The organism is Amycolatopsis sp. NPDC031561, from assembly GCF_055580625.1.
In genome coordinates this window covers 1006544-1031440 of the sequence record NZ_JBVILA010000001.1, presented here as the reverse complement: position 1 = coordinate 1031440, position 24897 = coordinate 1006544, and the positions used below count along the sequence as shown (strand labels likewise).

At 68.4% G+C, this 24897-nt stretch carries 20 protein-coding genes; 10 read left to right on the top strand and 10 right to left on the bottom strand.

What is annotated here, in order from left to right; genetic code table 11:
- Positions 1–288 precede the first annotated feature (288 nt).
- The 3 genes from metX to ACZ5IK_RS04975 all read right to left on the bottom strand — a co-directional run bounded on the left by metX (position 289) and on the right by ACZ5IK_RS04975 (position 3185).
- Positions 289–1410 carry a homoserine O-acetyltransferase MetX gene (gene metX, locus ACZ5IK_RS04985; RefSeq protein WP_465486594.1) on the bottom strand — a complete coding sequence of 374 codons (1122 nt, stop codon included), beginning with the start codon at positions 1408–1410 and terminating at the stop codon, positions 289–291.
- Positions 1407–2708 (bottom strand): bifunctional o-acetylhomoserine/o-acetylserine sulfhydrylase, encoded by a 1302-nt coding sequence (locus ACZ5IK_RS04980; RefSeq protein WP_465486593.1) that lies wholly within the window; start codon positions 2706–2708, stop codon positions 1407–1409. Before ACZ5IK_RS04980 ends, metX begins: the two co-directional genes overlap by 4 nt.
- A gap of 78 nt (positions 2709–2786) precedes the next feature.
- A complete protein-coding gene (locus ACZ5IK_RS04975) occupies positions 2787–3185 on the bottom strand; it encodes a VOC family protein (RefSeq protein ID WP_465486592.1) in 399 nt (132 codons plus the stop codon).
- Positions 3186–3243: 58 nt separating this feature from the next.
- Here ACZ5IK_RS04975 and ACZ5IK_RS04970 point away from each other — a divergent pair, with 58 nt between their 5' ends.
- From ACZ5IK_RS04970 to ACZ5IK_RS04960, 3 genes are all read left to right on the top strand, one after another.
- Positions 3244–3603: a PadR family transcriptional regulator gene (locus ACZ5IK_RS04970; protein ID WP_101610374.1), complete on the top strand. Its 360-nt coding sequence runs from the start codon at positions 3244–3246 to the stop codon at positions 3601–3603.
- The gene (locus ACZ5IK_RS04965) at positions 3600–4037 is read left to right on the top strand and encodes a VOC family protein (RefSeq protein ID WP_465486591.1); all 438 of its coding nucleotides are present in this window, start codon (positions 3600–3602) and stop codon (positions 4035–4037) included. Before ACZ5IK_RS04970 ends, ACZ5IK_RS04965 begins: the two co-directional genes overlap by 4 nt.
- A 193-nt stretch (positions 4038–4230) precedes the next feature.
- Positions 4231–5784: a PucR family transcriptional regulator gene (locus ACZ5IK_RS04960; RefSeq protein WP_465486590.1), complete on the top strand. Its 1554-nt coding sequence runs from the start codon at positions 4231–4233 to the stop codon at positions 5782–5784.
- Between the two features lie 141 nt (positions 5785–5925).
- On the opposite strand, the gene ACZ5IK_RS04955 is transcribed toward ACZ5IK_RS04960, so the two are convergent.
- From ACZ5IK_RS04955 to ACZ5IK_RS04945, 3 genes are all read right to left on the bottom strand, one after another.
- On the bottom strand, positions 5926–6153 hold the full coding sequence (locus ACZ5IK_RS04955; RefSeq protein WP_007033850.1) for a hypothetical protein: 228 nt from the start codon (positions 6151–6153) through the stop codon (positions 5926–5928).
- A 117-nt stretch (positions 6154–6270) separates the two neighbouring features.
- Positions 6271–6690, bottom strand: a complete 420-nt coding sequence (locus tag ACZ5IK_RS04950; protein ID WP_465486589.1) for a pyridoxamine 5'-phosphate oxidase family protein — start codon at positions 6688–6690, stop codon at positions 6271–6273.
- Positions 6690–7631: a zinc-binding dehydrogenase gene (locus tag ACZ5IK_RS04945; protein WP_465486588.1), complete on the bottom strand. Its 942-nt coding sequence runs from the start codon at positions 7629–7631 to the stop codon at positions 6690–6692. Before ACZ5IK_RS04945 ends, ACZ5IK_RS04950 begins: the two co-directional genes overlap by 1 nt.
- Positions 7632–7796: 165 nt before the next feature.
- Between ACZ5IK_RS04945 and ald the strand changes: the two genes are divergently transcribed.
- The 4 genes from ald to ACZ5IK_RS04925 all read left to right on the top strand — a co-directional run bounded on the left by ald (position 7797) and on the right by ACZ5IK_RS04925 (position 15324).
- On the top strand, positions 7797–8912 hold the full coding sequence (gene ald / locus ACZ5IK_RS04940; RefSeq protein ID WP_465486587.1) for an alanine dehydrogenase: 1116 nt from the start codon (positions 7797–7799) through the stop codon (positions 8910–8912).
- 514 nt (positions 8913–9426) lie between these two features.
- Positions 9427–10590, top strand: coding sequence for an ABC transporter ATP-binding protein (locus ACZ5IK_RS04935; RefSeq protein ID WP_465486586.1), 1164 nt, complete (start codon positions 9427–9429; stop codon positions 10588–10590).
- The gene (locus ACZ5IK_RS04930; RefSeq protein ID WP_101610381.1) at positions 10590–11474 is read left to right on the top strand and encodes an ABC-2 transporter permease; all 885 of its coding nucleotides are present in this window, start codon (positions 10590–10592) and stop codon (positions 11472–11474) included. The genes ACZ5IK_RS04935 and ACZ5IK_RS04930 overlap by 1 nt, the downstream gene beginning before the upstream one ends.
- Before the next feature lie 127 nt (positions 11475–11601).
- Entirely contained in the window at positions 11602–15324 is a 3723-nt protein-coding gene (locus ACZ5IK_RS04925; protein ID WP_465486585.1) for an ABC transporter ATP-binding protein, read from the top strand.
- An 816-nt stretch (positions 15325–16140) separates the two neighbouring features.
- On the opposite strand, the gene ACZ5IK_RS04920 is transcribed toward ACZ5IK_RS04925, so the two are convergent.
- A complete protein-coding gene (locus ACZ5IK_RS04920; RefSeq protein WP_465486584.1) occupies positions 16141–16452 on the bottom strand; it encodes a hypothetical protein in 312 nt (103 codons plus the stop codon).
- A gap of 74 nt (positions 16453–16526) precedes the next feature.
- On the opposite strand from ACZ5IK_RS04920, the gene ACZ5IK_RS04915 reads away from it, so the two are divergent.
- A complete protein-coding gene (locus ACZ5IK_RS04915; protein ID WP_465486583.1) occupies positions 16527–17096 on the top strand; it encodes a DUF4291 domain-containing protein in 570 nt (189 codons plus the stop codon).
- Here ACZ5IK_RS04915 and ACZ5IK_RS04910 read toward each other — a convergent pair.
- Entirely contained in the window at positions 17093–17359 is a 267-nt protein-coding gene (locus ACZ5IK_RS04910; protein WP_465486582.1) for a hypothetical protein, read from the bottom strand. The two genes, ACZ5IK_RS04915 and ACZ5IK_RS04910, sit on opposite strands and share 4 nt — an antisense overlap.
- A gap of 373 nt (positions 17360–17732) precedes the next feature.
- Between ACZ5IK_RS04910 and ACZ5IK_RS04905 the strand changes: the two genes are divergently transcribed.
- Complete coding sequence (locus tag ACZ5IK_RS04905; protein WP_465486581.1) at positions 17733–21461, top strand: multifunctional oxoglutarate decarboxylase/oxoglutarate dehydrogenase thiamine pyrophosphate-binding subunit/dihydrolipoyllysine-residue succinyltransferase subunit; 3729 nt, start codon at positions 17733–17735, stop codon at positions 21459–21461.
- Positions 21462–21549: 88 nt separating this feature from the next.
- Here the strand turns inward: ACZ5IK_RS04905 and ACZ5IK_RS04900 are convergent, their stop codons facing one another.
- Positions 21550–22284, bottom strand: coding sequence for a hypothetical protein (locus tag ACZ5IK_RS04900; RefSeq protein WP_465486580.1), 735 nt, complete (start codon positions 22282–22284; stop codon positions 21550–21552).
- A 132-nt stretch (positions 22285–22416) separates the two neighbouring features.
- The gene (locus tag ACZ5IK_RS04895; protein ID WP_465486579.1) at positions 22417–23982 is read right to left on the bottom strand and encodes a S8 family peptidase; all 1566 of its coding nucleotides are present in this window, start codon (positions 23980–23982) and stop codon (positions 22417–22419) included.
- A gap of 392 nt (positions 23983–24374) precedes the next feature.
- Between ACZ5IK_RS04895 and ACZ5IK_RS04890 the strand changes: the two genes are divergently transcribed.
- Positions 24375–24890, top strand: coding sequence for a GNAT family N-acetyltransferase (locus ACZ5IK_RS04890; RefSeq protein ID WP_465486578.1), 516 nt, complete (start codon positions 24375–24377; stop codon positions 24888–24890).
- The last annotated feature ends 7 nt before the right edge of the window (positions 24891–24897 follow it).

The window sequence follows — 24897 nt, the reverse complement described above, 5'->3', positions numbered from 1 at the left end:
GGGGGTCCCCTTTTTTTTGGAGGGGGAGAGGGTCTGCCTTTGTGGGGGTGTGTGGTTTGGGGGTGTGTTTTGGGGGGCCACCCCCCCCCCCCCCCCCACGACCAACCCGCCGATCCCGCCACCGTGAGCGCCACATCAGCCTCCCGGGACGTCGCGAAAGCCACTTTCGCGACACGGCCACTCGGCACCGGACGAGGCAAAGGACGCCTTCATCCCACCGCCAGCCTCGCCCACGAACACGCCACCGTTGACTCACCCCTCAATAGATGAGCTTCGTGACCCAGGTGCCTAGCCGAGCAGCAGCTTCACCAGCCGCGAGATCTGCTCGGTTTCGATCAGGAACGAGTCGTGCCCAAAAGGCGAGCCGATGACGGCGAACTCCGCCCCGGCGACCCCGTCCGCGATCGCCTGCGATTGGTACAGCGGGTAAAGCCGGTCACTGTCCACCCCGGCGGCGACCGTGCGCGCGGTGATCCGGCCGAGCGCGTTCTCGACACCGCCCCGCCCGCGGCCGACGTCGTGGGTGTTCATCGATTCGGTGAGCACGACGTAGCTGCCCGCGTCGAACCGGCGGGACAGCTTGCCCGCGTGATGGTCCAAATAGGACTCGATGGCGAACCGGCCGCCGCGCAACGGATCTTCTTCGTCCTGATAGCGGCGGCCGAACCGTTGCGACAGCTCGCCTTCGCTGCGATAGGTGACGTGCGCGATCCGGCGGGCGATGCCGAGGCCCGCGTGGGGGCCACCACCGGGGACGTCGTGGTAGTCGCCGCCGTGCCAGCCCGGATCGGACCGGATGGCGTGCAGTTGCGGCGCGGCCCAGGCGATCTGGTCCGCCGAAGCCCGCGCTGTCGACGCGAGGACGAGCAGCGATGCGACCCTGTCCGGCTCGCTCACCGCCCATTCCAACGCGCGCATCCCGCCCATGGAACCGCCGAGCACCGCGGCCCACCGGCCGATGCCCAGCGCGTCGGCGAGGACGGTCTCGGCGGCCACCTGGTCCCGGACGGTCACGGCGGGAAACCTGCTACCCCAAGGGCTTCCGTCCGGATGTGACGAAGACGGGCCGGTCGAGCCCTGACAGCCGCCGAGCACATTCGGGACCACGACGAAGAAGGCGTCCGTGTCGACGGCCTTGCCGGGGCCGATCAAACCGTCCCACCAGCCCGGGCTGACGTGGCCGTCCTCCGCCGGGCCGACGGCGTGACTGTCCCCGGTGAGCGCGTGCTCGACCAGGATCGCGTTGGAGGCACTGGAATTCAGCGTCCCCCAAGTCTCGTAGGCGAGAGTGAAGGGGATTTCCGGCCCGGTTTCGAGCGTCTGGACGCCGGTGATGAACCGGCGGCGGCCGGGTGGATCTCCCTCCCGCCACGCACCGGTGGCGGGAGGGAGATCCGAAGCCTGGGTCACAGAGCCGCCTTGGCCGCCCGGAATCCGGCCTCGAGGTCGGCCTTGAGGTCCTCGATCCCTTCCAGGCCGACGGCGAGCCGCACGAGGCCCGGCGTCACCCCGCTGGAGACCTGCTCCTCCGGCGTGAGCTGGCTGTGCGTCGTCGAGGCCGGGTGCACGATCAGGCTGCGCACGTCGCCGATGTTGACCAGCTGGCTGTGCAGTTCCGTACCGTCCACAAAGGCCCGTCCGGCGTCGACACCGCCACGCAGGTCGAACGAAAGCACCGCGCCGGCGCCCTTCGGCAGGTACTTCTTCGCGGCCTCGTGGAACGGGCTCGACGGCAGCCCGGCGTAGTACACCTTTTCGACCTCGTCGCGCTGCTCCAGCCATTCGGCCAGCGCCTGCGCGTTGGAGACGTGCCGCTCCAGCCGCAGCGACAGCGTCTCGATCCCTTGCAGGATCAGGAAACTGTTCAGCGGCGCGATCGCGGCGCCGGTGTCACGCAGGATCTGGACGCGGGCCTTGGCGGCGTACGCGCCGGGGCCGAGCGCTTCCCAGTACTTGAGACCGTGGTAGCTCGGGTCGGCCTCGTTGAAGCCGGGGAACCGCGCCGGGTCCTTGCCGAAGTCGAAGGTGCCGCCGTCGACCAGCACGCCGGCGACCGTGGTGCCGTGACCGCCGAGGTACTTGGTCGCCGAGTGGACCACGATGTCGGCGCCGTGTTCGATCGGGCGGACGAGGTACGGGGTCGGCACGGTGTTGTCCACGACCAGCGGGACACCGGCGTCGTGCGCGGCGTCGGCGACCTTCCGGATGTCGAGGACGTTGCTGCCGGGGTTGGCCAGCGTCTCGGCGAAGAACAGCTTGGTGTTGGGCCGGACCGCCGCCTTCCACTGCTCGATGTCGTCCTGATCGTCGACGAACGAAACCTCGATGCCGAGCTTCGGCAGCGTGTAGTGGAAGAGGTTGTAGGTACCGCCGTAGAGCGACGGGCTGGAGACGAAGTGGTCGCCCGCGTTCGCGAGGTTGAGGATCGCCGCCGTCGTCGCCGCGGTCCCGGAGGCGAACGCCAGCGCCGCGACACCGCCTTCGAGTGCGGCGAGCCGCTGCTCCAGGACGTCCTGCGTGGGGTTGTTGATCCGCGTGTAGATGTTGCCGGGCTCGGCGAGGCTGAAGAGATCGGCGCCGTGCTGGCTGTCACGGAACACGTACGAGGTGGTCTGGTAGATCGGGGTCGCCCGCGCGCCGGTGGCGGTGTCCGGCGCCGCACCCGCGTGGATCTGCTTGGTCTCGAACGACCATCCGTCCGCGCTCATCGCGATTCTCCTAGCGGTTCAAGGGTTTCGGCTGTTGTCACCGAAGCTAGCTCCGCCGAACGGAGCACCCAACCATTCTCAGGAGGTGGGATTCCGCTCCTGAAGAGCGAACCTGTTGCCCTCCGAATCGGTGAACATCGCCCACCAGCCCCAGGGCTGCTTCTCCGGACGCGCCGGGAATTCGACGCCCTTCGCCGCGAGCTCTTCGTAGGTCTTTTCGATGTCGTCGGCGTAAAAGAAGAAGTTGCCCGTCGGGAGTTCGTCCCGCACCGCGAAGCGTTCGAGGTCCTCCGGCGCGGTGCTCAGGACAAGTGCCGTCACACGATCGGGGGAAGTGACCTCGACCCACCTGTTCCCTTTGTCGTCGTACGGCACGTCGGTGGTGATCTCGAAGCCGACGACCTCGGACCAGAACTTCTTCGCCCGTTCCTGGTCCCGTACCCCGACGACGATCTTGTGGACACCTTGAATCGGCATGTCCGGCTCCCTTTGTATCCATCATGGATATAACGAGATCGGAGTGTATGCTTCCCGAATGGCCGACGGCAACCCGCAGCTCACCCCCGCGGCGTTCCAGACCCTGCTGGCACTCGCGAACGGCAAAGGCGGCCGCGCGCACGGCTACGCGATCATGGGTTTCGTCGACGAGTTGAGCGGCGGGACCGCCCAGCTCGGGCCCGGCACGCTGTACCGGACGCTGGCCCGGCTCGTCGCCGACGGCCTGGTCGAAGAGGCTCCGGACGCGAGCGAGGACCAGCCTCACGACTCGCGCCGCCGCTACTACCGGCTGACCCGCGCGGGCCGGGAGGTCGCCGCACGGGAGGCGGAGTTCCTGAGCAGGCTCGTCGCGGTGGCGGGCCAGGCTGGGCTGTTGAAGCGCGCGGAGTCGGCGTGAGCCGGGCGCTCGGCTTGGTGCCACATCTGTTCGTCAAGCACGTCGACACGTCGATCTCTTTCTACGGCAAGGTGTTCGGCGCCGTGGAACTGTTCCGCAACGTGCTGCCGGACGGGGTCGTGCTGTTCGTGGAACTCGCCGTCGGCGACGCGCGGCTGCTGGTGAGCCAGGAGATCCCGGCTCTGGACGCGCTCGCGCCGTCGACCCTCGGCGGCACGCCGATGCTGCTGACCTTGGAGACCGACGATCCCGACGACCTCGTCCGGCGCGCGGTGTTCACGGGCGCCCGGGTGGAAGCGCCGGTCGAGGAAATGTTCTTCGGCGAACGCTACGGCCGGATCGTCGATCCGGACGGGCATCGCTGGGCGCTGACGACCAAACGGGAGCGATTCACTCCCGAGGACATCGACGCCAGAACACCACCCGAGGTCTGAGCAGGTGCGATAGGTGACCGGCGGACGTCTCCTCGGGCAGCGCGTCAGCGCGATGAGGAGACTTCACCGCGCCCGCCTCTTTTGGGCCGGAGGCCCACGGAAACGCGATGAAGGGGCACCCTCGGCGCTCGGCGTGAGCGATCTTCGAGACCGCCCCTTCGGCGTGTTTTCGTCAGCGGGCGCAAAATAAGGCATGGTTTCCGTACGCAGTGTCGTCGACCGGGTCGGGCCGACGCTGCTGCACGCGCTTCAGGTCCCCGATGAGTCCTCCGCCGTCGGCGACGTCGTCATCGCCGAACCCGGCAACACCCTCGCCGCGGGGGACCTCGTCCTCGGCGTCGCGATCACCGAAACGTCCGAAGCCGCGGAACTCGTCAAGCACAGCGCGGCCAAAGGCGCCGCCGCCGTCCTGCTGAAACCGCCGCTCGCGGCGAAACCCTCGGTGAAGCGGGCGGCGAAAACGGCGGACATCGCGTTGATCGAAGTGCGGCCGGCGACGTCGTGGGCCCAGCTCGTCTGGCTGCTCAGAACCGTCCTCGACGCGCTGGCCGACGAGTCCGACGCCCTGGAGGACGGCGGCGGGCCCGGGTCCGGTGACCTGTTCCGGCTCGCGGACGCCGTCGCTTCGGTGGTCGACGCGCCCGTGACCATCGAGGACACCAACTCGCGGGTGCTCGCCTACTCGGCGAGGCAGGATCTGACCGACTCGGCGCGCGTGTCCACGATCATGGGCCGCCGCATCCCCGACGACGTGCTCGCGCGGTTCCGGTCACGAGGGGTGTTCCGCGAGCTTTCCCGTGGGCGGCAAACGATCTTCGTGCCCGCGCAGCGCGACGGCACGCTGCCCCGGCTCATCGTGCCGATCCGGATGGGCGGCGAACTGCTGGGGTCGATGTGGGCGGTCGTCGCGGGCCCGGTCTCCGACGAACGCGCGGCCGCCTTCGCCGACGCGGCGCCCGTCGTCGCCCTGCACCTGCTGCGCCGTCGCGCGCACACCGATTCCCAGCGCCGGGTCTCGGCCGAGCTCCTGCGCGCCGTACTCGAAGGGAAGGCCAGCCCGCGCAAGGCGATCGCGGAACTCGACCTGTCCGAGGAGCCGCACCGCGTCGTCGTCATCGAGGTTTCCGGTGGCGACGGCCGCGACGACGAGGGGCTGAGGCTCGCCCTCCTCGAACGGATCTCGCAGGGCGTCGGCAGGCGGCCGGTGGCCACCGAACTCGGCGGCGTGCTCTACGCCGTCGTCCCGGACGGCGACGGCTGGGGCGAACTCCGGGCCGCGCTGGAAGCCCTGCCCGCGTCGAGGAAGGGCGGGACACCACGGGCGGCCGCGGGGTCCGCCTGCGAAATCGGCGAGCTCGCGACGTCCCGCGTGCAAGCCGACGAGGCGCTGGGCCTGCTGCGCGCGAAGCTCGTACCCGGTCGCGTCGTGGTCTTCGACGAGGCGTGGAAGGAGCTTTCACTGCACCGGGGAGCGACCGCGGCCAGCACGGCGAAGGTCGCCGAACTGGGCCCGCTCGGCTTGTTGCGCGCGCACGACGAAGCCCACGAGAGCGGCTACGTCGACACGCTCTACCAGTGGCTGAGGCATCCCGGCGACCCGCGCGCGGCCGCGAAAGAACTTCGAATCCATCCGAACACCCTGCGGTATCGCCTGCGGCGGCTGCTCGATCTCGTCCCGCTGGATCTCGACGATCCCGACGTCCGGCTGGCGTTGATCACGCAGCTCGTTTCCCTGCGCTGGAGCTGATCGGCATTCGACTAAAGAACGTTCACTAACGAACACTTTGTAGTGCGACAAAATCTTGAGCAGACGTCATGAAAGGGTCTTTCAGGACGCGCTTTGATCAGCGCTGTCGTCTTGAAAGACCCTTTCCTGACATCCGGACGGCTAGTGCGCGCTGGCGCGATATCCGTCCTCAATGGTCTGCCGCACCGCGGCGAGCAGATCCGCACCGGGGTAAAGCGGCAGAAGCACACCGGGGCCACCGTCGACCCGCAGGGCGGCTTCGTAGCCATGCCCGGGAGTTTCGACCAGACCCACGATGACATCAGCCGGATTGCCTTCGGTGTCGACGGTGCGGACACGCCGCTCCCGCCGCCAGTCCTGATTTGTCATGCGCAACAGAATGGCAGCTTACCGGCCAGTAAGATCAACATCTTGACTCGATCGTGCTGCATTTACCGTTTCGCAGGTTGCACGGCCGCGCCCACCCCCAGCGAACGCGGCCGTACGTCATACCCGATAACCGAGGTCTTCGGCGGCGAATCGCTTCGGCACCATCCGGACCCAGACGGTCCCTTTCACCTCGGGATCATCGTGCAGGTAAGAACGAAATCGCGCATCCCATTTGCACTCGTCGGCCCCGAGATACCGGCTCAGCAGCCGCCGTCCACGTGGGACGTCGAACGGCAGCACCTCCGCTTCACCGCGCGCGAGAACTTGCCGTACCAGGCCGGTGCCGACATCGCAGACGTCGACGGTCACCGCGATCGACGGTGACTCGCGCACGAGTCCGGCCAGCCGCGCCCACGGTCCGGTGAGGATCCAGAAGGCCCTGCTCTCCCAGAGATACCAGGTCGGGCGCACGGTCGGCCCCGCCGTGGCGACCCTGGCCGTCAGCGGACCGGCGAGGAAGGCGTCGACGTCGAACATCAGACCTCGAGCAACGTCTTGCCGAGAGCGCCACGCGACTGCATCACCGCGTGCGCGTCCGCCGCCCGTTCGAGCGGGAACCGTTGACCGATCAGGGGTTCCAGCCGCCCGGCGGCGGCCTCGGCGAGCGCGGACTCGGTGAACGCCCGCATCTCCGCCTGGCCGCCGATGTCCCGGATCACCGTGACCCCGCGCGCGGCCGCGTCCTCTTCGGACACCTCGGTCCACGAGCCGCTCGAGAGCCCGTAGATCAGCATCCGGCCGCCGGTCTTCAGCAGTCCGAACGACGTCTTCCCGACCTCGCCGCCGACACCGTCGAACACGACGTCGACCTCGCCGGCCTTCGCCGCCCAGTCCGGCTCGCGGTAGTCGACCGCCAGATCGGCGCCCCGTTCCCGGACGTGCCCGGTCTTCGCCGGGCCACCGGCCGCGCCGACGACCTCCGCCCCCGCGGCCTTCGCGAGCTGGACGACCAGTCCGCCGACCCCGCCCGCCGCGGCTTCGACCAGCACGCGCTCCCCCGGCCGGACGCGCGCGGCGGTCACCAGCGCCGTCGCCGTGCGGCCGTCGGCGAGGATCGCCACCGCGGCGTCGAGGGCCAGCCCGTCCGGCACCTCGAAGACGGAATCGGCGGCGACCGCGACCCGCTGCGCGTACGCCCCGGAGCCCCCGGTCGAGGTCACGACCCGCTTCCCGACCAACCCGAGGTCGACGCCTTCACCGACGGCGCTGATCACACCGCCGACGCCGTTGCCCGGGATCATCGGCAACTCGGCGCGGAACGGCCCGCCTCCGCCGGCGCGGAACTGGGTCTCGACGAACGTGATGTTGGCGAACGCCACCTCGACCAGGGCCTGGCCCGCTGCGGGCACCGGATCGGGGGCGTCACCCGCCACGAGTACTTCGGGCCCGCCGAACTCTTTCAACCACACGGCTCTCATGTGACCCAAGGTGCAAGCTCCAGTTGACTGGAGGTCAAGTGATTGTGCTCCCAAAACCATGATCGGTGCTTGATCTTGTCCCGGGCGCACGATGACACCGCCGTCCGGGTGGCTCACCGTGAGTGGCAGCACCTTTGTTCCCAACCCGCCGCAGGAGGCAGTCCCGTGCGTATCGCCGTCCCCCGTGAAATCAAGAGGCATGAGTACCGCGTGGCGCTCACCCCGGCGGGCGTGCACGAACTGACCGGGCGCGGCCACGACGTCTTCGTCGAGACCGGCGCCGGCCTCGGCTCGTCCATCACCGACGAGGAGTACCTCGCCGCGGGCGCGAAGATCCTCGCGACGGCGGAGGAGACCTGGTCCGAGGGCGAACTCGTGCTCAAGGTCAAGGAGCCGATCGCCGAGGAGTACCCGCGGCTGCGCGCCGACCAGGTGCTGTTCACCTACCTGCACATCGCCGCGGACCGGCCGCTGACCGACGCGCTGCTGGCCGCGGGCACCACCGCGATCGCGTACGAGACGGTGCAGACCCCGAACCGCGCGCTGCCGCTGCTCGCGCCGATGTCCGAGGTCGCCGGTCGGCTGGCGCCGCAGGTGGGCGCGTTCTCCCTGATGAAGCCGAGCGGTGGCCGCGGCGTGCTGCCCGGCGGCATCCCCGGCGTCCACCCGGCGCGCGTGGTCGTGATCGGCGGCGGTGTCGCCGGGATCAACGCGGCGCGGGTCGCGCTCGGCCTCGGCTCGGACGTCGAGATCCTCGACACCAACGTCGACCGCCTCCGCCAGATCGACAACGACTTCGGCGGCCGCATCCGCACGGTGACCTCGAACGCGCTGTCGGTCGAGCAGTCCGTACTGGAGGCCGACATGGTCATCGGCGCGGTGCTCGTGCCCGGCGCGAAGGCGCCGAAGCTGGTCTCGAACGACCTCGTTTCGCGGATGCGCCCGGGCAGTGTGCTGGTGGACATCGCGATCGACCAGGGCGGCTGCTTCGCCGACTCGCGGCCGACCACGCACGACGAGCCGACCTACAAGGTCCACGAGTCGGTGTTCTACTGCGTCGCGAACATGCCGGGCGCCGTCCCGCGCACGTCGACCTACGGGCTGACCAACGTGACGCTGCCGTACGCCGTCCAGCTGGCGGAGTTCGGCTGGCAGAAGGCGCTGCAGGCGGACGCTTCGCTCGCGAAGGGCCTCAACACGCACGCGGGCGCCCTGACGAACGCCCCGGTCGCGGCCGCGCACGGCCTGCCCGCCACCGATCTGGCCGACGTCCTGGCCTGACCCCCAAGCCACACTCCCACGCGAGGGACCTTTGTCACCCCAGTGCAAAGGTCCCTCGCTCCTTAAACACTGAAGGCCCCTCGCCAACACGAGGGGCCTTCAGTTCGTTTTGGACCGGGTAAACCTCGCCACCGCCGCGGACCGCGCCGTGGGGTCTGGGGCTCGGGCCCCGGATATAACGGCGGCCCGCTCAACCAACCTGGGGGTCATTGGGAGCGGGCCGCCTCCTACATCGTAGGTAATAAGTCGCCGTCGCGCTGCATGGGGTTGCCATGTCTTCGGAAATATTTCCTCACGAACCACCTCAACGGTCGGTGAATTTCCGCGCCCCGGACCGCATAACCGGTAGTCAGCGGCCATTCGGCCCAGCGGCGGGTGCGCTGAGGGACGGAGTCGTCACCGCACCGAACGTGACGAAGGTCGCTTTCGGCGGATTGACCCCTTCCGCGGGTGCGGACTCACCGGGTGAGGCAGGATGTCGCGTGATCGGCCTTCGTCAACAAAAGGGGACGGTATGCACGACGGCAGTGGCCGCATCGCGGTGCAGAATTTGAGCAAGCAGTTCGGTGCGGTCAACGCGGTCCAGAATCTGAGCTTCACGGTGGAGCCGGGTTCGGTGACCGGGTTCCTGGGACCCAACGGGGCCGGGAAGACCACGACGCTCCGGATGCTGCTCGGGCTGGTGACGCCCACGAACGGCACGGCGACCATCAACGGGCGCCCGCACGACCAGCTGGGCAATCCGGCACGGGTCGTCGGTTCGGTGCTGGAGAACGAGGGCTTCCATCCGGGACGCACGGCGCGGAATCACCTGCGCGTGTACTCGGCGGCGATCGGGATGCCGGATCAGCGGGTGGACGAGGTGCTGGGCCTGGTCGGCCTGTCGTCGGCGGCGGACCGCAAGGCGGGCGGGTTCTCGCTCGGCATGCGGCAGCGGCTGGCGCTGGCGACGGCGCTGCTGGGGAACCCGCAGGTGCTGGTGCTGGACGAGCCGACGAACGGTCTCGACCCCGAAGGCATCCTGTGGCTTCGGAACTTCCTGCGCGCGTATGCGCGTGAGGGGCGCACGGTGCTGGTCTCGAGCCACCTCCTGAACGAGGTGGAGCAGACGATCGACCAGGTCGTGATCATCAGCCAGGGCATGACGCGCTACAACGGCTCGCTGGACCAGTTGCGCAAGAGCAACCAGTCCCGCGTGCTGGTGCAGTCCGCCGACGCGAACGGCCTCGTCGCCGCGCTGCAGGAGGCGGGCATCACGCAGGTCTCGCCGATGCCGGACGGCCGGGTCGCGGTCTCCGGTGCGACGGTGCAGCAGATCGGTGACATCTCCGCCAAGGCGAGCATCGCGGTCTACGGCATGCAGGAGGAGACCGCGGATCTCGAGCGGATGTTCTTCCAGCTGACCCAGGGCCAGTACGCGGCGCCGCAGCCCGGTTTCCAGCAGGGCCCGCCGCCGGGCTACCAGGGTCCGCCTCCGGGTTACCAGGGCCCGCCGCCCGGGTATCAGGGGCCGCCGCCCGGCTACGCGCCGCAGAACACGCCGCCGCCCGGTTTCGCGCCGCCGCAGCAGTTCCAGCAGCAGGGTCAGCCGCCGCAGCAACAGCAGTACCAGCAGGCGCCGCCTCAGCAGCAGGCGCAGCAGCAGGGCCAGAACGAGGGCTGGGGAGGCCAGGGCTGATGGGCAACCTGATCAAGGCGGAGTTCCGCAAGACGCTCACGCTCAAGGCGTGGTGGGCGCTGATGATCCCCGCGGTGGTCTTCGCTTTCGCGTTCGCCCTGTTCTGGGGCATGGTCACGAACGACTTCAGCGACTTCCTCGGCCGCTCGGACACTCGTGAACTGACCGAAGCGCTCGGCATCTCGACCGGCGAACTGCCCGTCGGCCTGCTCGCCCTCGGGCACGGCATCAACATCGGCACGATGATCCCGATCATCTTCGGCGTCTTCGCCCTCGCCGGCGAGTACACGAAGAAGACGATCACCACGACGTTCCTCACCGCCCCGAACCGGGTTTCGGCGTTGAGCGCGAAGATGATCACCTACGTCGCCTGGGGCGCGATCTACGGCGTGATCATCGTGGGCGCGGCGAGCCTCGGCACCGTGATCACGGTCGACAGCGCGCGCCTGCCGACGGCGGGCCAGTGGCTGGGCGTGCTCGGCGCCGGTGTCCTCGCGACGATCCTGGCGACCCTGTTCGGCATCGGGGTCGGCGCGGTCTGGCGCAGCGTGATCGGCAGCATCATCACGCTGACCATCTGGATGCTCGTGGTCGAGAACGTCCTGGTGTTCGTGTCCTTCGGTGCCTGGGACATCACGTGGCTCGGCGGGGTCCTGCCGAACGGCACGGTCAACGGCATCGTGGGCGCCATCGGCGCGGAGGCGTTCGGCGCCGCCGGTGTGAAGGTGCCCGGCCTGCAGGACGAGACGGCGTGGGCGCTGCAGTACGCGGCCGGCGCCCCCGGCGCCTTCTCGTGGTGGGCCTCGGCGCTCATCTTCTTCGGCTGGACGATGGTCTTCTTCCTCGCCGGCTGGGCCGTGAACCAGAAGAAGGACATCACGTAGGTCTTCGCCAAAGCACGACATGAAAGGCCCGTTACTTGCAAATTTTGCAAGTAACGGGCCTTTCATGTCACCAGGCTCTCCCCCGAAACCGGCCGATCCTGTCGGTCGCGCCGCATAGGCTGGCGGGGTGACTACTGCTCCACCTCGCCCGCGTCAAGCCAGTCCGGCACGTGAGACGGCCCCGGTACCCACCGGAGGCTGGATCCGCCGCCTGGCCGCTTCGTGCTGGAAACACCCTTGGCTCGTCGTCCTGTCGCTGGGCGCGGCGATCATCGGCGTCGGCCTGCAGGCCGCCGGTCCGCTGCTGATCCGGGAGGCGCTCGACGGCGCCGTCGCGGGCGACACCTCCCGCCTCGGCGTGCTCGCCGCCGTCATGGCGGTGCTGCAGGTGCTGACCTTCGGCAACGCCTTCGCCCGCCGGTACGTCGGCGGACGGCTGGCGCTCGACGTCCAGCACGATCTGCGCCGCCAGGTGTTCAACGCGGTCTCCCGGCTCGACGGCGGCAAGCAGGACGCGTTGCGCACCGGGCAGGTCGCCTCGCGCGCGATCTCGGATCTGCAGCTGGTCACGTCGGTCCTGATGCAGGTGCCGCTCTCGGCGGGTTCGGTGATCTTCGCGCTGCTGTCCCTCGGCGCGATGCTCTGGATGTCGCCGACGCTGACCCTCATCGCGATGGTCGTCGCCCCGGCGATCGCGATCATCATGGCGGTGAGCCGGAAGCGGCTCTTCCCCGCGACCTGGGCGGCCCAGCAGCGCGCGGCCGACGTCGCGCAGCAGGTCGAAGAAACCGTCACCGGCGTGCGCGTCGTGAAGGGCTTCGGCCAGGAGGCTCGCGAAGTCGCGAAGCTGGAGAAGACGGCGAAGAAGCTCTTCGCCGAACGCATGCGCGCCGCGCGGCTTTCCGCATTGCCGACGGCCACGACGGCGGCGCTGCCCGCGGCGGGTCAGGTCGCGGTGCTGGCGGTCGGCGGCGTCCTCGCGTTGAAGGGCGAGGTCAGCCTGGGCACGTTCCTGGCGTTCGCGACCTACCTCTCCATCCTGATCGGCCCGGCGAGGATGATCTCGAGCCTCGTCGTCCAGGCCCAGCTGACCAGGGCGGGCGCGGAACGAGTCAACGAACTGATCGACGCGCAGCCGGACGTCGTCGACAGCCCGGACGCGCGGCCGCTCCCCGAAGGTCCCGTCGGCGTGCGGCTGGACGACGTCTCGTTCGGCTACACGCGGTCGGATCCCGTGCTCGACGGTCTCACTTTGGAAGCCCTTCCCGGCGAAACACTGGCGCTGGTCGGCACCGCCGGTTCGGGCAAGTCGACGATCTCCCTGCTGCTGCCCCGGTTCTACGACGTGCACAGCGGTTCGGTCCAGGTCGGCGGCCTCGACGTCCGCGACGTCCGGCAGCACGACCTGCGCAGCACGATCGGCGTCGTCTTCGAGGAGGCGTTCCTCTTCTCCTCGTCGGTGCGCGACAACATCGCTTACGGCAGGCCGGACGCGAGCGACGAGGAGATTCGCGCGGCCGCTCGGGCGGCGGAGGCGGACGAGTTCATCCAGCGCCTCCCCGAGGGCTACGAAACGCTCGTCGGCGAGCGCGGCCTCACATTGTCGGGCGGGCAGCGGCAACGGCTCGGCCTGGCCAGGGCGCTGATGACCGATCCGCGAGTGCTGGTCCTCGACGACGCGACGTCCGCCATCGACACGGTCACCGAAGCGGCGATCCACGACACCCTGCGCTCGGTCACCGAGAGCCGCACGACCCTGCTGATCGCGCACCGCCGCTCCACCCTCGCCCTCGCCGACCGGATCGCCGTGCTGGACAAGGGCCGCGTCGTCGACATCGGCACCGAGGAAGAACTGCTGGCGCGCTGCCCGCTGTTCCGCGAGCTCGTCGCGGGTCCGGGTGACGACGTCGAGGAACCGCATCGCTGCGAGGGTCTCGACTGCGGCCCCGCGGGAATCACCCCAGCCCTGTGGCCGGAGCAGGACAAGTCCGACGAACTGGCGGGCGAGCGCAAGGGCGCCGGCGGCGAGTGGGACGTCGATCTGCCGCCGACCGGGGAACTCCTCGAAGGCGTCCGGAAACTGCCGCCCGCCACGGACGTCCCCCGGCTGCCGGGCACCGACGTCACCGCGCCCGAGCCGAGGTTCCGCCTCAGCCGCCTGCTGAAACCGGTGCGCGGTCCGCTCGCCGTGGTGATCGGCCTGGTCGCGGCGGACGCGCTGGCCACCATCGCGATGCCCGCGCTGTACCAGCAAGGCATCGACAACGGGGTGCGCGCCGGAGCGGAGGCGGTGATCTGGCTGATCGCCGGGATCGGCGCGCTGGTGATCCTCGCGGACTGGCTGGTGGTCTACCTCCAGACCAAGATGACCGCGAGGGTCGGCGAGACGGTGCTGTATTCGCTGCGCGTGCGCAGTTACGCCCATCTCCAACGGCTCGGGCTCGACTTCTACGAACGTGAACTGTCCGGGAAGATCATGACCCGGATGACCACGGACGTCGACGCGCTCTCGACGTTCCTGCAAACCGGTGTCGCACAGGCGGTGGTGAGCGCGCTGACGCTGATCGGGATCGCGGCGGCGCTGATGATCACGGACATCGGGCTGGCGTCGTACGCGCTCGCGGTACTGCCGATCCTCGTCGTGGCGACGGTGATCTTCCGCCGCGCTTCTTCGAAGGCGTACACCGAGGCGCGGGAACGCGTCAGCGTGGTCAACGCGGACATGCAGGAGAACGTGAACGGGCTGCGGGTCGCACAGGCGTACACGCGTGAGGAGCGGACGGCGGAGAAGTTCGCTTCCCGCAGCGACGAGTACCGGCGTTCGCGGCTCCGCGCCCAGCGTTACGTCGCGACGTACTTCCCTTTCGCGGCAATGCTTTCCGGGCTGGCCGAGGTAGTCGTGCTGATCGTCGGCGCGAATCGGGTCGCAGCGGGCACGCTGTCGGCAGGTGTACTGGTGGCATTCCTCTTGTACCTGGGCCAGTTCTTCTCGCCGATCCAGCAACTTTCTTCGGTGTTCGACGGCTATCAGCAGGCGCGGGTCGGGCTGTCGCGCATCGGCGATCTGCTGCGGACGCCGACTTCCGTTCCGGAGGCGGAGAAACCGGTCGCGGTCCCGGAGCGGCTGCGGGGCGAGGTCTCGTTCAAGGACGTCGATTTCGCTTACACGGCAACGGATGAGCCCGCTTTGACACAGCTTTCACTGGAGGTCGCGCCCGGCGAGACCGTCGCACTGGTCGGGGCGACGGGCGCCGGGAAGTCGACGGCCGTGAAGCTCGTCGCGCGGTTCTACGACGCGACGGGCGGCGTGGTCCGGATCGACGGCACCGACATCCGCGAGTACGACCTGGCCGCGCTGCGCACGCGAATGGGCGTGGTACCCCAGGAAGCGCATCTGTTCTCGGGAACCGTCGCGGACAATGTGCGCTACGGCAGGCCTTCCGCGACGGACGCGGAGGTCGAGGAAGCGGTCCGGTCCGTCGGCGCGCTCGACGGTGTCGCCGCGCTCCCCGCCGGTTTCCACCAGCCCGTCGGTGAACGCGGACGGTCACTTTCGGCCGGACAGCGGCAACTCGTCGCCCTCGCCCGTGCCGAACTCGTGGACCCGGACGTCCTCCTGCTCGACGAGGCGACCGCCGCTCTCGACCCGTCCACCGAAGCCGCCGTCCTGCGCGCGACCGAACAACTCGCGCGCCGCCGCACGACGTTCGTGGTCGCGCACCGCCTCGCCACCGCCGCCAAGGCGGACCGGATCGTCGTCCTGGACCGCGGCCGGATCGTCGAACAGGGCACGCATCCGGAACTGGTCGCGGCGGGCGGCCACTACGCGCGCCTGTGGGCCCTGGGCTGAGTTCTCGTGAGTGGTAAGGGCGGTTCTGGTGGACCTGTATTTGCCTACCCACTGGATTCGATGTCATCTGGTGGGCTTGTAGGGCTTGTTCTGGATGGCGATGTGGTCGAGTGGGGAGGATTTGAGACGTTGACCGTCTCAAATCTTCCCCGCTCGGCTGCCGCCGCGGGGTTGTGGGGGTGGCATGGCCTTGATCGACGGAGGATCGGGGACGTTGAGTGTCTCCGATCCTCCGTTGATCAAGCTCCGAGACCGCGTCGACATCCGGGCGCACGCGTGAGCCGCAATCCGGTAGTGGTCAGGTGGCCGCGTGAACCGAGTGTGGAGGATTCAGGACGTTGAACGTCCCGAATCCTCCACACTCGAACGTGTCGTCGCGGACACTCCACATTCACCCTGGTCACGCATAGGCAGGCAAATACCGGTCCGTTCCAACCGCCCTTACCACTCACGAGCATTACGCGGCCGGGTTGCGCCGAGGCGGATCTGGACGGCCGACAAGAACCGACCGCACTCCGTCTGTCCACTCGGGACACTTCTGAGCGGCTAAATGTCTTATTGATGCTTATATGTAAGCTTTGTGACTGGGGTCGTGAGTGGCAATTCGCGTTCTAACCCTCTTTGCCACTCACGACCCCGTCGCAAAGCGCCCAAATCGGATATCTGCCTGCCCCGCCGCCGAGCCCGCCATAGTGGCCAGCGCTCGAGAGTCGGAGCGCGCCGGTTGCGGAGTGGTCTCGTTGCCGAGCGGAGGTTGCACGACCGGCCCGGCGGATCGGGCGCGCCGCGCCACCGTGTCCTTAACACTCACGAGCCTTACGCGGCAGCGAGATCCAGCTGGAACTGCGCCCCGGGAGCCCCCGGTTCCCACCCTCGCTCCAGCGCCAGCCGAATCGCCCGTTCGACGTCCGATGGCACTACCGCTTTCGACGGCACCCCCATGTAGTTCGACGGGTGCCCGTGATCCGTCTGCACCAGCAGCACCGCACCCCGGGCATCTTCGAGTTCCACCGCGTACGACAGGAAATAGCCGCCGTCCTGGGCGTGAGTCGGCTTCCGCCGGATGTTCCACCGATAGGCGGTCTCGTCGACCACGATCCGTCGCGATCCCTTGCGCAGCAATGCCATGAAACCAGCATGCACTGACGAGCAAGGGAATTTCGGTCGCGCGCGATCGACCACATCTGTCACGATCACGGCAAATGAAAGAAGAAATCCCGGCGCGGCAGATCCGCGCCGTTCACACCGAAACCACGATCCGCGTCTATCAGGCGTATTCACCGGCCATCGCGGACGCCGCCCTCGAGGCGGGCACCTTCGTGCCGCCGTTCAAACGCGAACGGATGACCTGGATCAAGCCGTCCTTCCTGTGGATGGCGTACCGCTGCGGCTGGGCGGCCAAGCCCGGACAGGAACGCGTACTCGCCCTCGACCTCACTCGCGAGGGCTTCGCCTGGGCGCTCGGGCACGCGGCGCTCAGCCACTACGACCGGGACGTCCATCCCGATCGCGAGACGTGGCGGCGCGAGGTCAAGACCAGCCCGGTCCGCGTCCAATGGGACCCGGAACGCGGCATCCGTCTCGGCCCGCTGAAGCACCGTTCGCTCCAGATGGGGCTGAGCGGCGAGGCCGTCGATCGCTATGTCGACAAATGGATCACCGCGGTCACCGACGTCACCTCGACCATGCGCGAGATCGGCGCCCTCGTCGCGGCGAATCGCATCGACGACGCCGAAGCGCTGCTACCAGCGGAGCGCCCCTACCCCGCCTAGGCGTGCCAGGTGAGGCCGCTCATCCCGGCGGCCTCCAGGTCACGTTCCGAGGCCCACCGGAAGGTCCCGGGCCGGACGTGGACCCCGGCCGTCACCGCCCAGTCCGGCTCGTCGGGTTCGACGTGCTCCATCTCCTTGAAGTCGGAGAGCGTCGGCCACACCGCGGAGCACGAGTCGCACATCAGCACGACCTCGCCGGACTCGGTGACCAACGGGCGCACACGTCCCTCGTCCCAGAACGACGGACACTCGTCCAGCCACATCGCCTGCCACCACCCTCGTGGGCGATCGGCGGCCGGCACGACACCGGCCGCATCCTCCCCCCAGCAAAACCCGCCGACGTGAACTCCAGGCTGTCCCGGCACGACCACCTCGCCAACCTTTACCGACCAAACAGTGACCTGACCTGCACAGACGGTGAAACGACACCAAAGGTCCCCCGCTCCCCCGAACGGCCGCGACCCGGTCGGCCGGGTGCTTCGGTTTCGATCTCTTGATCGAGACAGTGACCCATCGCCTAGTGCGCCACGCCTCACACAGGCCAGTTCCATCACACGACCGCCACCGAGGGGGTTAGCCTGGTAGGCGCATCAGCGGTGTTCAAGATCTCGAGACGGATAGAGGCGAGTCCAAGCCGTGTCCAGCAGCAGCCCTGCGTCACAATTCGGCCCCAACGAGTGGGTTGTCGAGGAAATGTACGACCAGTTCCTCGCCGACCCCACCTCAGTCGATGCCGCCTGGCACGACTTCTTCGCGGACTTCAAGCCAACGCAGGCCGCGCAGACGAAGGCTGACGACGCACGTCAGACCTCCTCGGAGACCGCCAAGGACGGCTCGGGCACCAACGGCCAGGCCTCCGCGCCGTCGCCGCAGACGGTCCGCAACGCCGAGTCCACCGCGAAGCAGACCGCCCCTGCGAAGGCGGCTCCGAAGACCGAGGCGAAGCCGGCCGCGAAGCCCGCTCCCAAGGCCGCGGCACCCAAGGCAGCCGCGAAGGCGCCCGCCAAGCCTGCCGAGAAGGACGCCGAGCCGGAGTCGAAGCAGCTCCGCGGCGCCGCGGCGGCCATCGCGAAGAACATGGACGCCTCGCTGTCCGTGCCGACGGCGACGAGTGTGCGCGCCGTCCCGGCGAAGCTGATGGCGGACAATCGCATCGTCATCAACAACCACCTCAAGCGCACGCGCGGCGGCAAGATCTCCTTCACGCACCTCATCGGTTACGCGATGGTCCGCGCGCTGAAGAACTTCCCGAACATGAACCGGCACTACCAGCTGATCGACGGGAAGCCGTTCGCGATCACGCCGGAGCACGTGAACTTCGGTCTCGCGATCGACATGAAGGGCAAGGAAGGCTCCCGCACGCTCGTCGTGGCCTCCATCAAGGCCACCGAGAACATGACCTTCATGCAGTTCTGGCAGGCCTACGAGGAGATCGTCAAGAAGGCCCGCAACGGCAAGCTGACGGCCGACGACTTCGCCGGCACCACGATCTCGCTGACCAACCCCGGCGGCATCGGCACCAACCACTCGGTGCCGCGGCTGCAGGCGGGCCAGGGCGCGATCATCGGCGTCGGCGCCATGCAGTACCCGGCGCACTTCGAGGGCACCAGCGAGAAGGCCCTGGTCGACCTCGGCGTGTCCAAGATCATGACGCTGACCTCGACCTACGACCACCGCATCATCCAGGGTGCGGAGTCCGGCGAGTTCCTCAAGCGGATCCACGAGCTGCTGCTCGGCGAAGACGGCTTCTACGACGACGTCTTCACCAGCCTGCGCCTGCCGTACGAGCCGATCCGCTGGGTCGCCGACATCCCGGACGGCCCGGTCGACAAGACCGCGCGCGTGATCGAGCTGATCGACGCCTTCCGCATGCGCGGTCACCTGATGGCCGACACCGACCCGCTGAACTACCGGCAGCGCAGCCACGCCGACCTCGACGTCCTCTCCCACGGCTTGACCCTGTGGGACCTGGACCGCGAGTTCCCGGTCGGCGGTTTCGCCGGCCAGGAGCGGATGAAGCTGCGCGACATCCTCGGCGTCCTGCGCAACTCCTACTGCCGCACCGTCGGCATCGAGTACACGCACATCCTCGACCCCGAGGAGCGCCGCTGGATCCAGGACCGCGTCGAGGTCCCGCACGAGAAGCCGGACCCCGCGGTCCAGAAGTACGTGCTCTCGAAGCTCAACGCCGCCGAGGCGTTCGAGACCTTCCTGCAGACCAAGTACGTCGGCCAGAAGCGCTTCTCCCTCGAAGGCGGCGAGACGGCGATCCCGCTGCTCGACACGCTGCTGGACAAGGCCGCCGAGCACGAACTCGACGAGGTCGTCATCGGCATGCCGCACCGCGGCCGCCTGAACGTGCTCGCCAACATCGTCGGCAAGCCGATCGCGCAGATCTTCCAGGAGTTCGAGGGCAACCTCGACCCGGGCCAGGCGCACGGCTCCGGTGACGTGAAGTACCACCTCGGCGCCGAGGGCAAGTACTTCCGCATGTTCGGCGACGGCGAGACCAGGGTGTCGCTGACCGCGAACCCGTCGCACCTGGAGACCGTCGACCCGGTCCTCGAGGGCATCGTCCGCGCGAAGCAGGACATCCTCGACAAGGGTGGCGAGGGCTTCACCGTCCTCCCGGTCCTCATGCACGGCGACGCGGCCTTCGCGGGCCAGGGTGTCGTGGCCGAGACGCTGAACCTGGCGCTGCTGCGCGGCTACCGCACCGGCGGCACCGTGCACGTCATCGTCAACAACCAGGTCGGTTTCACCACCGCGCCCGAGCACTCGCGTTCGAGCGAGTACGCCACCGACGTCGCGAAGATGATCGGTTCGCCGATCTTCCACGTGAACGGTGACGACCCCGAAGCCGCGCACTGGGTGGCCAAGCTGGCCGTCGAGTACCGCCAGGCGTTCCACAAGGACGTCGTGATCGACCTGATCTGCTACCGCCGCCGCGGGCACAACGAGGGCGACGACCCTTCGATGACCCAGCCGGCGATGTACGACATCATCGACACGAAGCGTTCGGTCCGGAAGACCTACACCGAATCGCTGATCGGCCGCGGCGACATCTCCGTCGAAGAGGCCGAGGCCGCGTTGCGCGACTTCTCCAGCCAGCTGGAGCACGTGTTCAACGAGGTCCGCGAGCTGGAAAAGCACGTCGCGAAGGCCAGCCCCTCGGTCGAGGAGGAGCAGCAGGTCCCGGCCAAGGTGCCCACGGCGACCACCAGCGAGGTCATCGAGCACATCGGCGACGCGTTCCTCAACGTCCCCGAGGGCTTCACCCCGCACCCGCGGGTCAAGCCGGTCATGGAGCGCCGCCACAAGATGTCCCGCGAAGGCGGCATCGACTGGGCCTTCGGTGAGCTGCTCGCCTTCGGTTCGCTGGCCATGGAAGGCCGTCTGGTGCGGCTGTCCGGCCAGGACTCCCGCCGCGGCACCTTCACCCAGCGCCACTCGGTGCTGATCGACCGCAAGAACGGCCAGGAGTACTCGCCGCTGGCCAGCCTGGCCGACGGCCAGGGCCGCGTCATGATCTACGACTCGGCGCTGTCCGAGTACGCGGCGGTCGGCTTCGAATACGGCTACTCCGTGGCCAACTCCGAAGCGCTGGTCATGTGGGAAGCGCAGTTCGGTGACTTCGTCAACGGCGCGCAGACCGTCATCGACGAGTACATCTCCTCCGGCGAAGCCAAGTGGGGCCAGCTCTCCGACGTCGTGCTGCTGCTGCCGCACGGCCACGAGGGTCAGGGACCGGACCACACCTCCGGCCGCATCGAGCGTTTCCTCTCGCTGTGCGCCGAAGGCTCGATGACCGTCTCGGTCCCGTCCACCCCGGCGAACTACTTCCACCTCCTCCGCCGTCACGCACTCGACGGAGTCAACCGGCCGCTGGTGGTCTTCACCCCCAAGTCGATGCTGCGCAACAAGGCCGCGACCTCGCAGGTCGAGGACTTCACCGGCCAGACGAAGTTCATGTCGGTCATCGACGACGCCGTCGTCGACCCGGCGAAGGTGCGCAAGGTCCTCCTGACCTCGGGCAAGCTGTACTGGGAGCTGGTGGCGGAGCGGACGAAGCGCGAGGCGAACGACATCGCGATCGTGCGCGTCGAGCAGTACTACCCGCTGCCGAAGAAGAAGCTGCTGGCGGCGCTCGAGCGCTACAACGGCGCTCCCGCGGTCTGGGTCCAGGAGGAGCCGGAGAACCAGGGCGCGTGGCCGTTCTTCGGCCTGAACCTGCCGCGGAAGCTCCCGGAGGTGTTCTCCAGCCTCGACGTCGTGTCGCGTCGTCCGATGGCCGCGCCGTCGGCCGGTTCGTCCAAGGTGCACGAGGTCGAGCAGAAGGCGCTCATCGCGCGGGCCTTCGACTGATCGCCTGACAAGTACATGAAGGCCCCCTTCCTTGCGCCTGGCGCAAGGAAGGGGGCCTTCATGTACTTGGAGTGTCGCGAAAGCTCGACTAACCGATAGCGCGGGAAGTCGCCTTCGCGACCTTCAGCGCGTTCTCCTTGCAGAACGTCTGGTCGACCACTCCGGAGGGGTCCGCGCCGGTCACGATGATCTGGGCGTCTACGTTGCCCTGGTAGAACCTGATCGTGCACTGGCTTTGGGAGCTCGTGGTGATGTACGCGGCCTTGGTCGCCTTCTCCATGTTCGGGATCAGTTCGCCGCCGTCGTCGAACGCGTTCTCGTAGCCGGCCTTGGCCGTGCCCTCTCCGTTGCCCGAACCCGGTTCCACCGACTTCGCGAGATACATGGACACCAGTGCCGAGGGCGCTTTGTACTCTCGCCAGCTGCAGTCCGACGCGTAGAGCTCGATGCTCGGATCCGAGGTGCTCGCGCGCCGCTGCCCGGCCGGGTTCTCCAGCGGCGGCAGGTTCCGCACGCCTTCCCCGATCTTGGCGCACGTCGGCAGCACGGTGTACTTGTCCGGCGGCCCGGTCTTCTTGGACGACGTCGGCGCGGCGGAAGAAGACGAACCGGAGTCGCCGGAGAGCAGCAGGAAGGCCGCGACACCGCCACCGCCGAGCAGTACCACCGCGCCGACGGCGATCCCGACGATGAGGCCGGTGTTGGACTTCTTGGGCGGGGGCGCTCCGTACCCGGGCTGCGGGTATCCGGGATATCCCTGCTGCGGGTAACCCTGCTGATACGGCTGCTGTGGCCCCTGCTGGTAGGGCGGTCCGGGCTGCATGCGCAGAGATTAGAGCCTCACGATGGTCCTTAGTGGACGAACGCCGCAACTGGGCGCCGAATCACCCTCCGGAGACGGGAAGGCCCCCTTCCCAGCAGGAGGAAGGGGGCCTTCGCGTACTCCAGGGGTGGATCAGAGGGTCAGCGACCAGCTGTTGAGCGTGCCGGTGTCGACCCGGTACACGTCCTGCACCTTCAGGTTCCAGACGCCGTTCGCGGCCTCGGCCGCGGCGTTGACGGTGTACGTGGTGTTGATGTTGTCGGACGAGTCGTTGCTCGAACCCTTCAGGCGGTACGAGGTGCCGTCCGGCGCGACCAGGTCGATGACCAGGTCACCGACGTAGGTGTGCGTGATGTTCACCGCGACCTTGGTGGTGCCCGAGGCGTTGCGGGCGCAGTTCGCGACGGTGACCGGGCTGGTCACCGCGGCACCGGCGTCGGGGATGGCGACGGCGCCGCTGCTGGTCTGCGTGCCACAGGGCGTGGGCTCGGGGCCGGGGCCACCGCCGGTACCGGTGTAGAGCAGCACGTTCGGCGAACCGGTGCCCGGGTTGGTCACCTTGTCCTTGGTGCCGTTGGCGACCAGCGCGTCACGGACCTGCTTCGGCGTGGCCGACGGGTTGGCGGAGGCGTACAGGGCCGCCGCGCCGACGACGTGCGGGGTCGCCATCGAAGTACCGCTGATGGTGTTGGTGCCGTTGTTCAGCCACGTCGACGTGATGTTGCTGCCCGGCGCGAAGATGTCGAGGCAGGTGCCGATGTTGGAGAAGCTCGACCGCGCGTCCGTGTTGGTCGTCGAGCCGACCGTGATCGCCTCGGGGGTGCGGGCGGGCGACACGTTGCACGCGTTGGCACCGGTGTCGTTACCGGCCGCGACACCGTAGGTGACGCCCGCCGCGATCGACCGCTGGACGGCCTGGTCGAGGGTCGCCGAGGCGCCGCCGCCGAGGCTCATGTTCGCGACGGCGGGCTTGACGGCGTTCGCGGTGACCCAGTCGACACCGGCGATGACACCGGCGGTCGTCCCGGAACCGGAGCAGTTCAGCACGCGGACGGCGACGAGCTTGACGCCCTTGGCCAGACCGTGCGCGGTGCCGCCGATGGTGCCCGCGACGTGGGTGCCGTGGCCCTGGCAGTCCGTGGCGTCGTTGTCGTTGTCGACGGTGTCACGGCCGTGGGTCGCACGTCCGCCGAAGTCGGGGTGCGTGGTGAGGATGCCGGTGTCGACGACGTACGCGGTGACGTTTGACGCGGTGGTGCTGTAGCTGTACTTCTGGTCCAGCGGAAGGCTTTGCTGGTCGACCCGGTCCAGGCCCCACGACGGCGGGTTCAGCTGGTCCGCCGAGATCGAGACGGTCTGGTTCTGCTCCACGTAGGCCACCGCGGGGTCGGCGGCGACACGCTTCGCCTGCTTTTCGGTCAGCGCGCCGGAAAAACCGCGGACCGACGACGCGAAGGTCTTCTCGACCGTTCCGCCGTGACGGTTCGTCAGGTTCTTGGCAGCGGCCTCGACCGAGGAGCCGTCCTTCAGCACGACGATGTAGCTGTCCTTGATCGCCTTGGCGCTACCCGCGTTGACGATCGAACCCTCGGCCGCCGACGCGGCGGTGGTGCCGCCGAGCGCCGTGAGCACGGCGACGGCCGCAGTGACACCGAAGACAGGCAGGCGTCTCTTCAAGGTTCCCAGGGAATTGTTCAAGATATTCCTCCCAGGCAGGGTCGACCCACGGGCATGAATAAGCCCGCCGGATCGTTGGGGTGAATCAGAGGTGAAGCGCGTTCCACTAGGAGCGCAGGCTGAGACTAAATCGCGGGTTCACCCCAAGGAAGACCTTGCATTACGGACATCTCGGTAGTAATGGGCGGACTTCCGGCGCAGGTCGGGCACCGTTCAGCCCCCGCCTTTAGTCGCGTTTTGCGCCCGTACGGCCCACGAAGAATGGGGAATCCGCACACCTTGTGGTCGCTTTCCCGCCCACCGGGCGTTTCAGCGGAGTGAAAGTACACACGGATGGCCGCCTACTAAAGTCGCGACCTCGCCGGGCGGAAATCGATTTCCATCCTACCTTCGGATGGAGCACACTCGGGCCCATGCAGCTCCGACAGGAAATCCCGGCCGACAGCGAGGCGATCCACGCCGTCCACCTGGCCGCGTTCGCGAAACACAGTGTCCCGGTCGTCGAGGCGAAACTCGTCGACGAACTCCGGGAGGACGGCGATCTGATCGGCGCACTGTCCATCGTGGCCGAACGTGACGGGAAGGTCGTCGGGCACGTCTGCTGCAGCCCGTCCCGCCTCGGCTCCGACGAGAAGTCGACGGTCGGCCTCGGCCCGCTCGGCGTCCTGCCCGAGTACCACGCCTCCGGCATCGGCTCCGCGCTCGTGCACGCGGTACTCGGCGCGGCGGACGCGCTCGGCTACGGCGCGGTGGTCCTTCTCGGCGACCCGAACTACTACTCCCGCTTCGGCTTCGTCCTCGCCGGACAGCACGGGATCACGCCACCGGTCGCGGAATGGGCACCGCACTTCCAGGTTCGCACCCTTCGCGCGTACACCCCCGGGCTCCGGGGCGGGTTCCGCTACTCGCCCGCTTTCGACCGCCTCTAACCCTTCC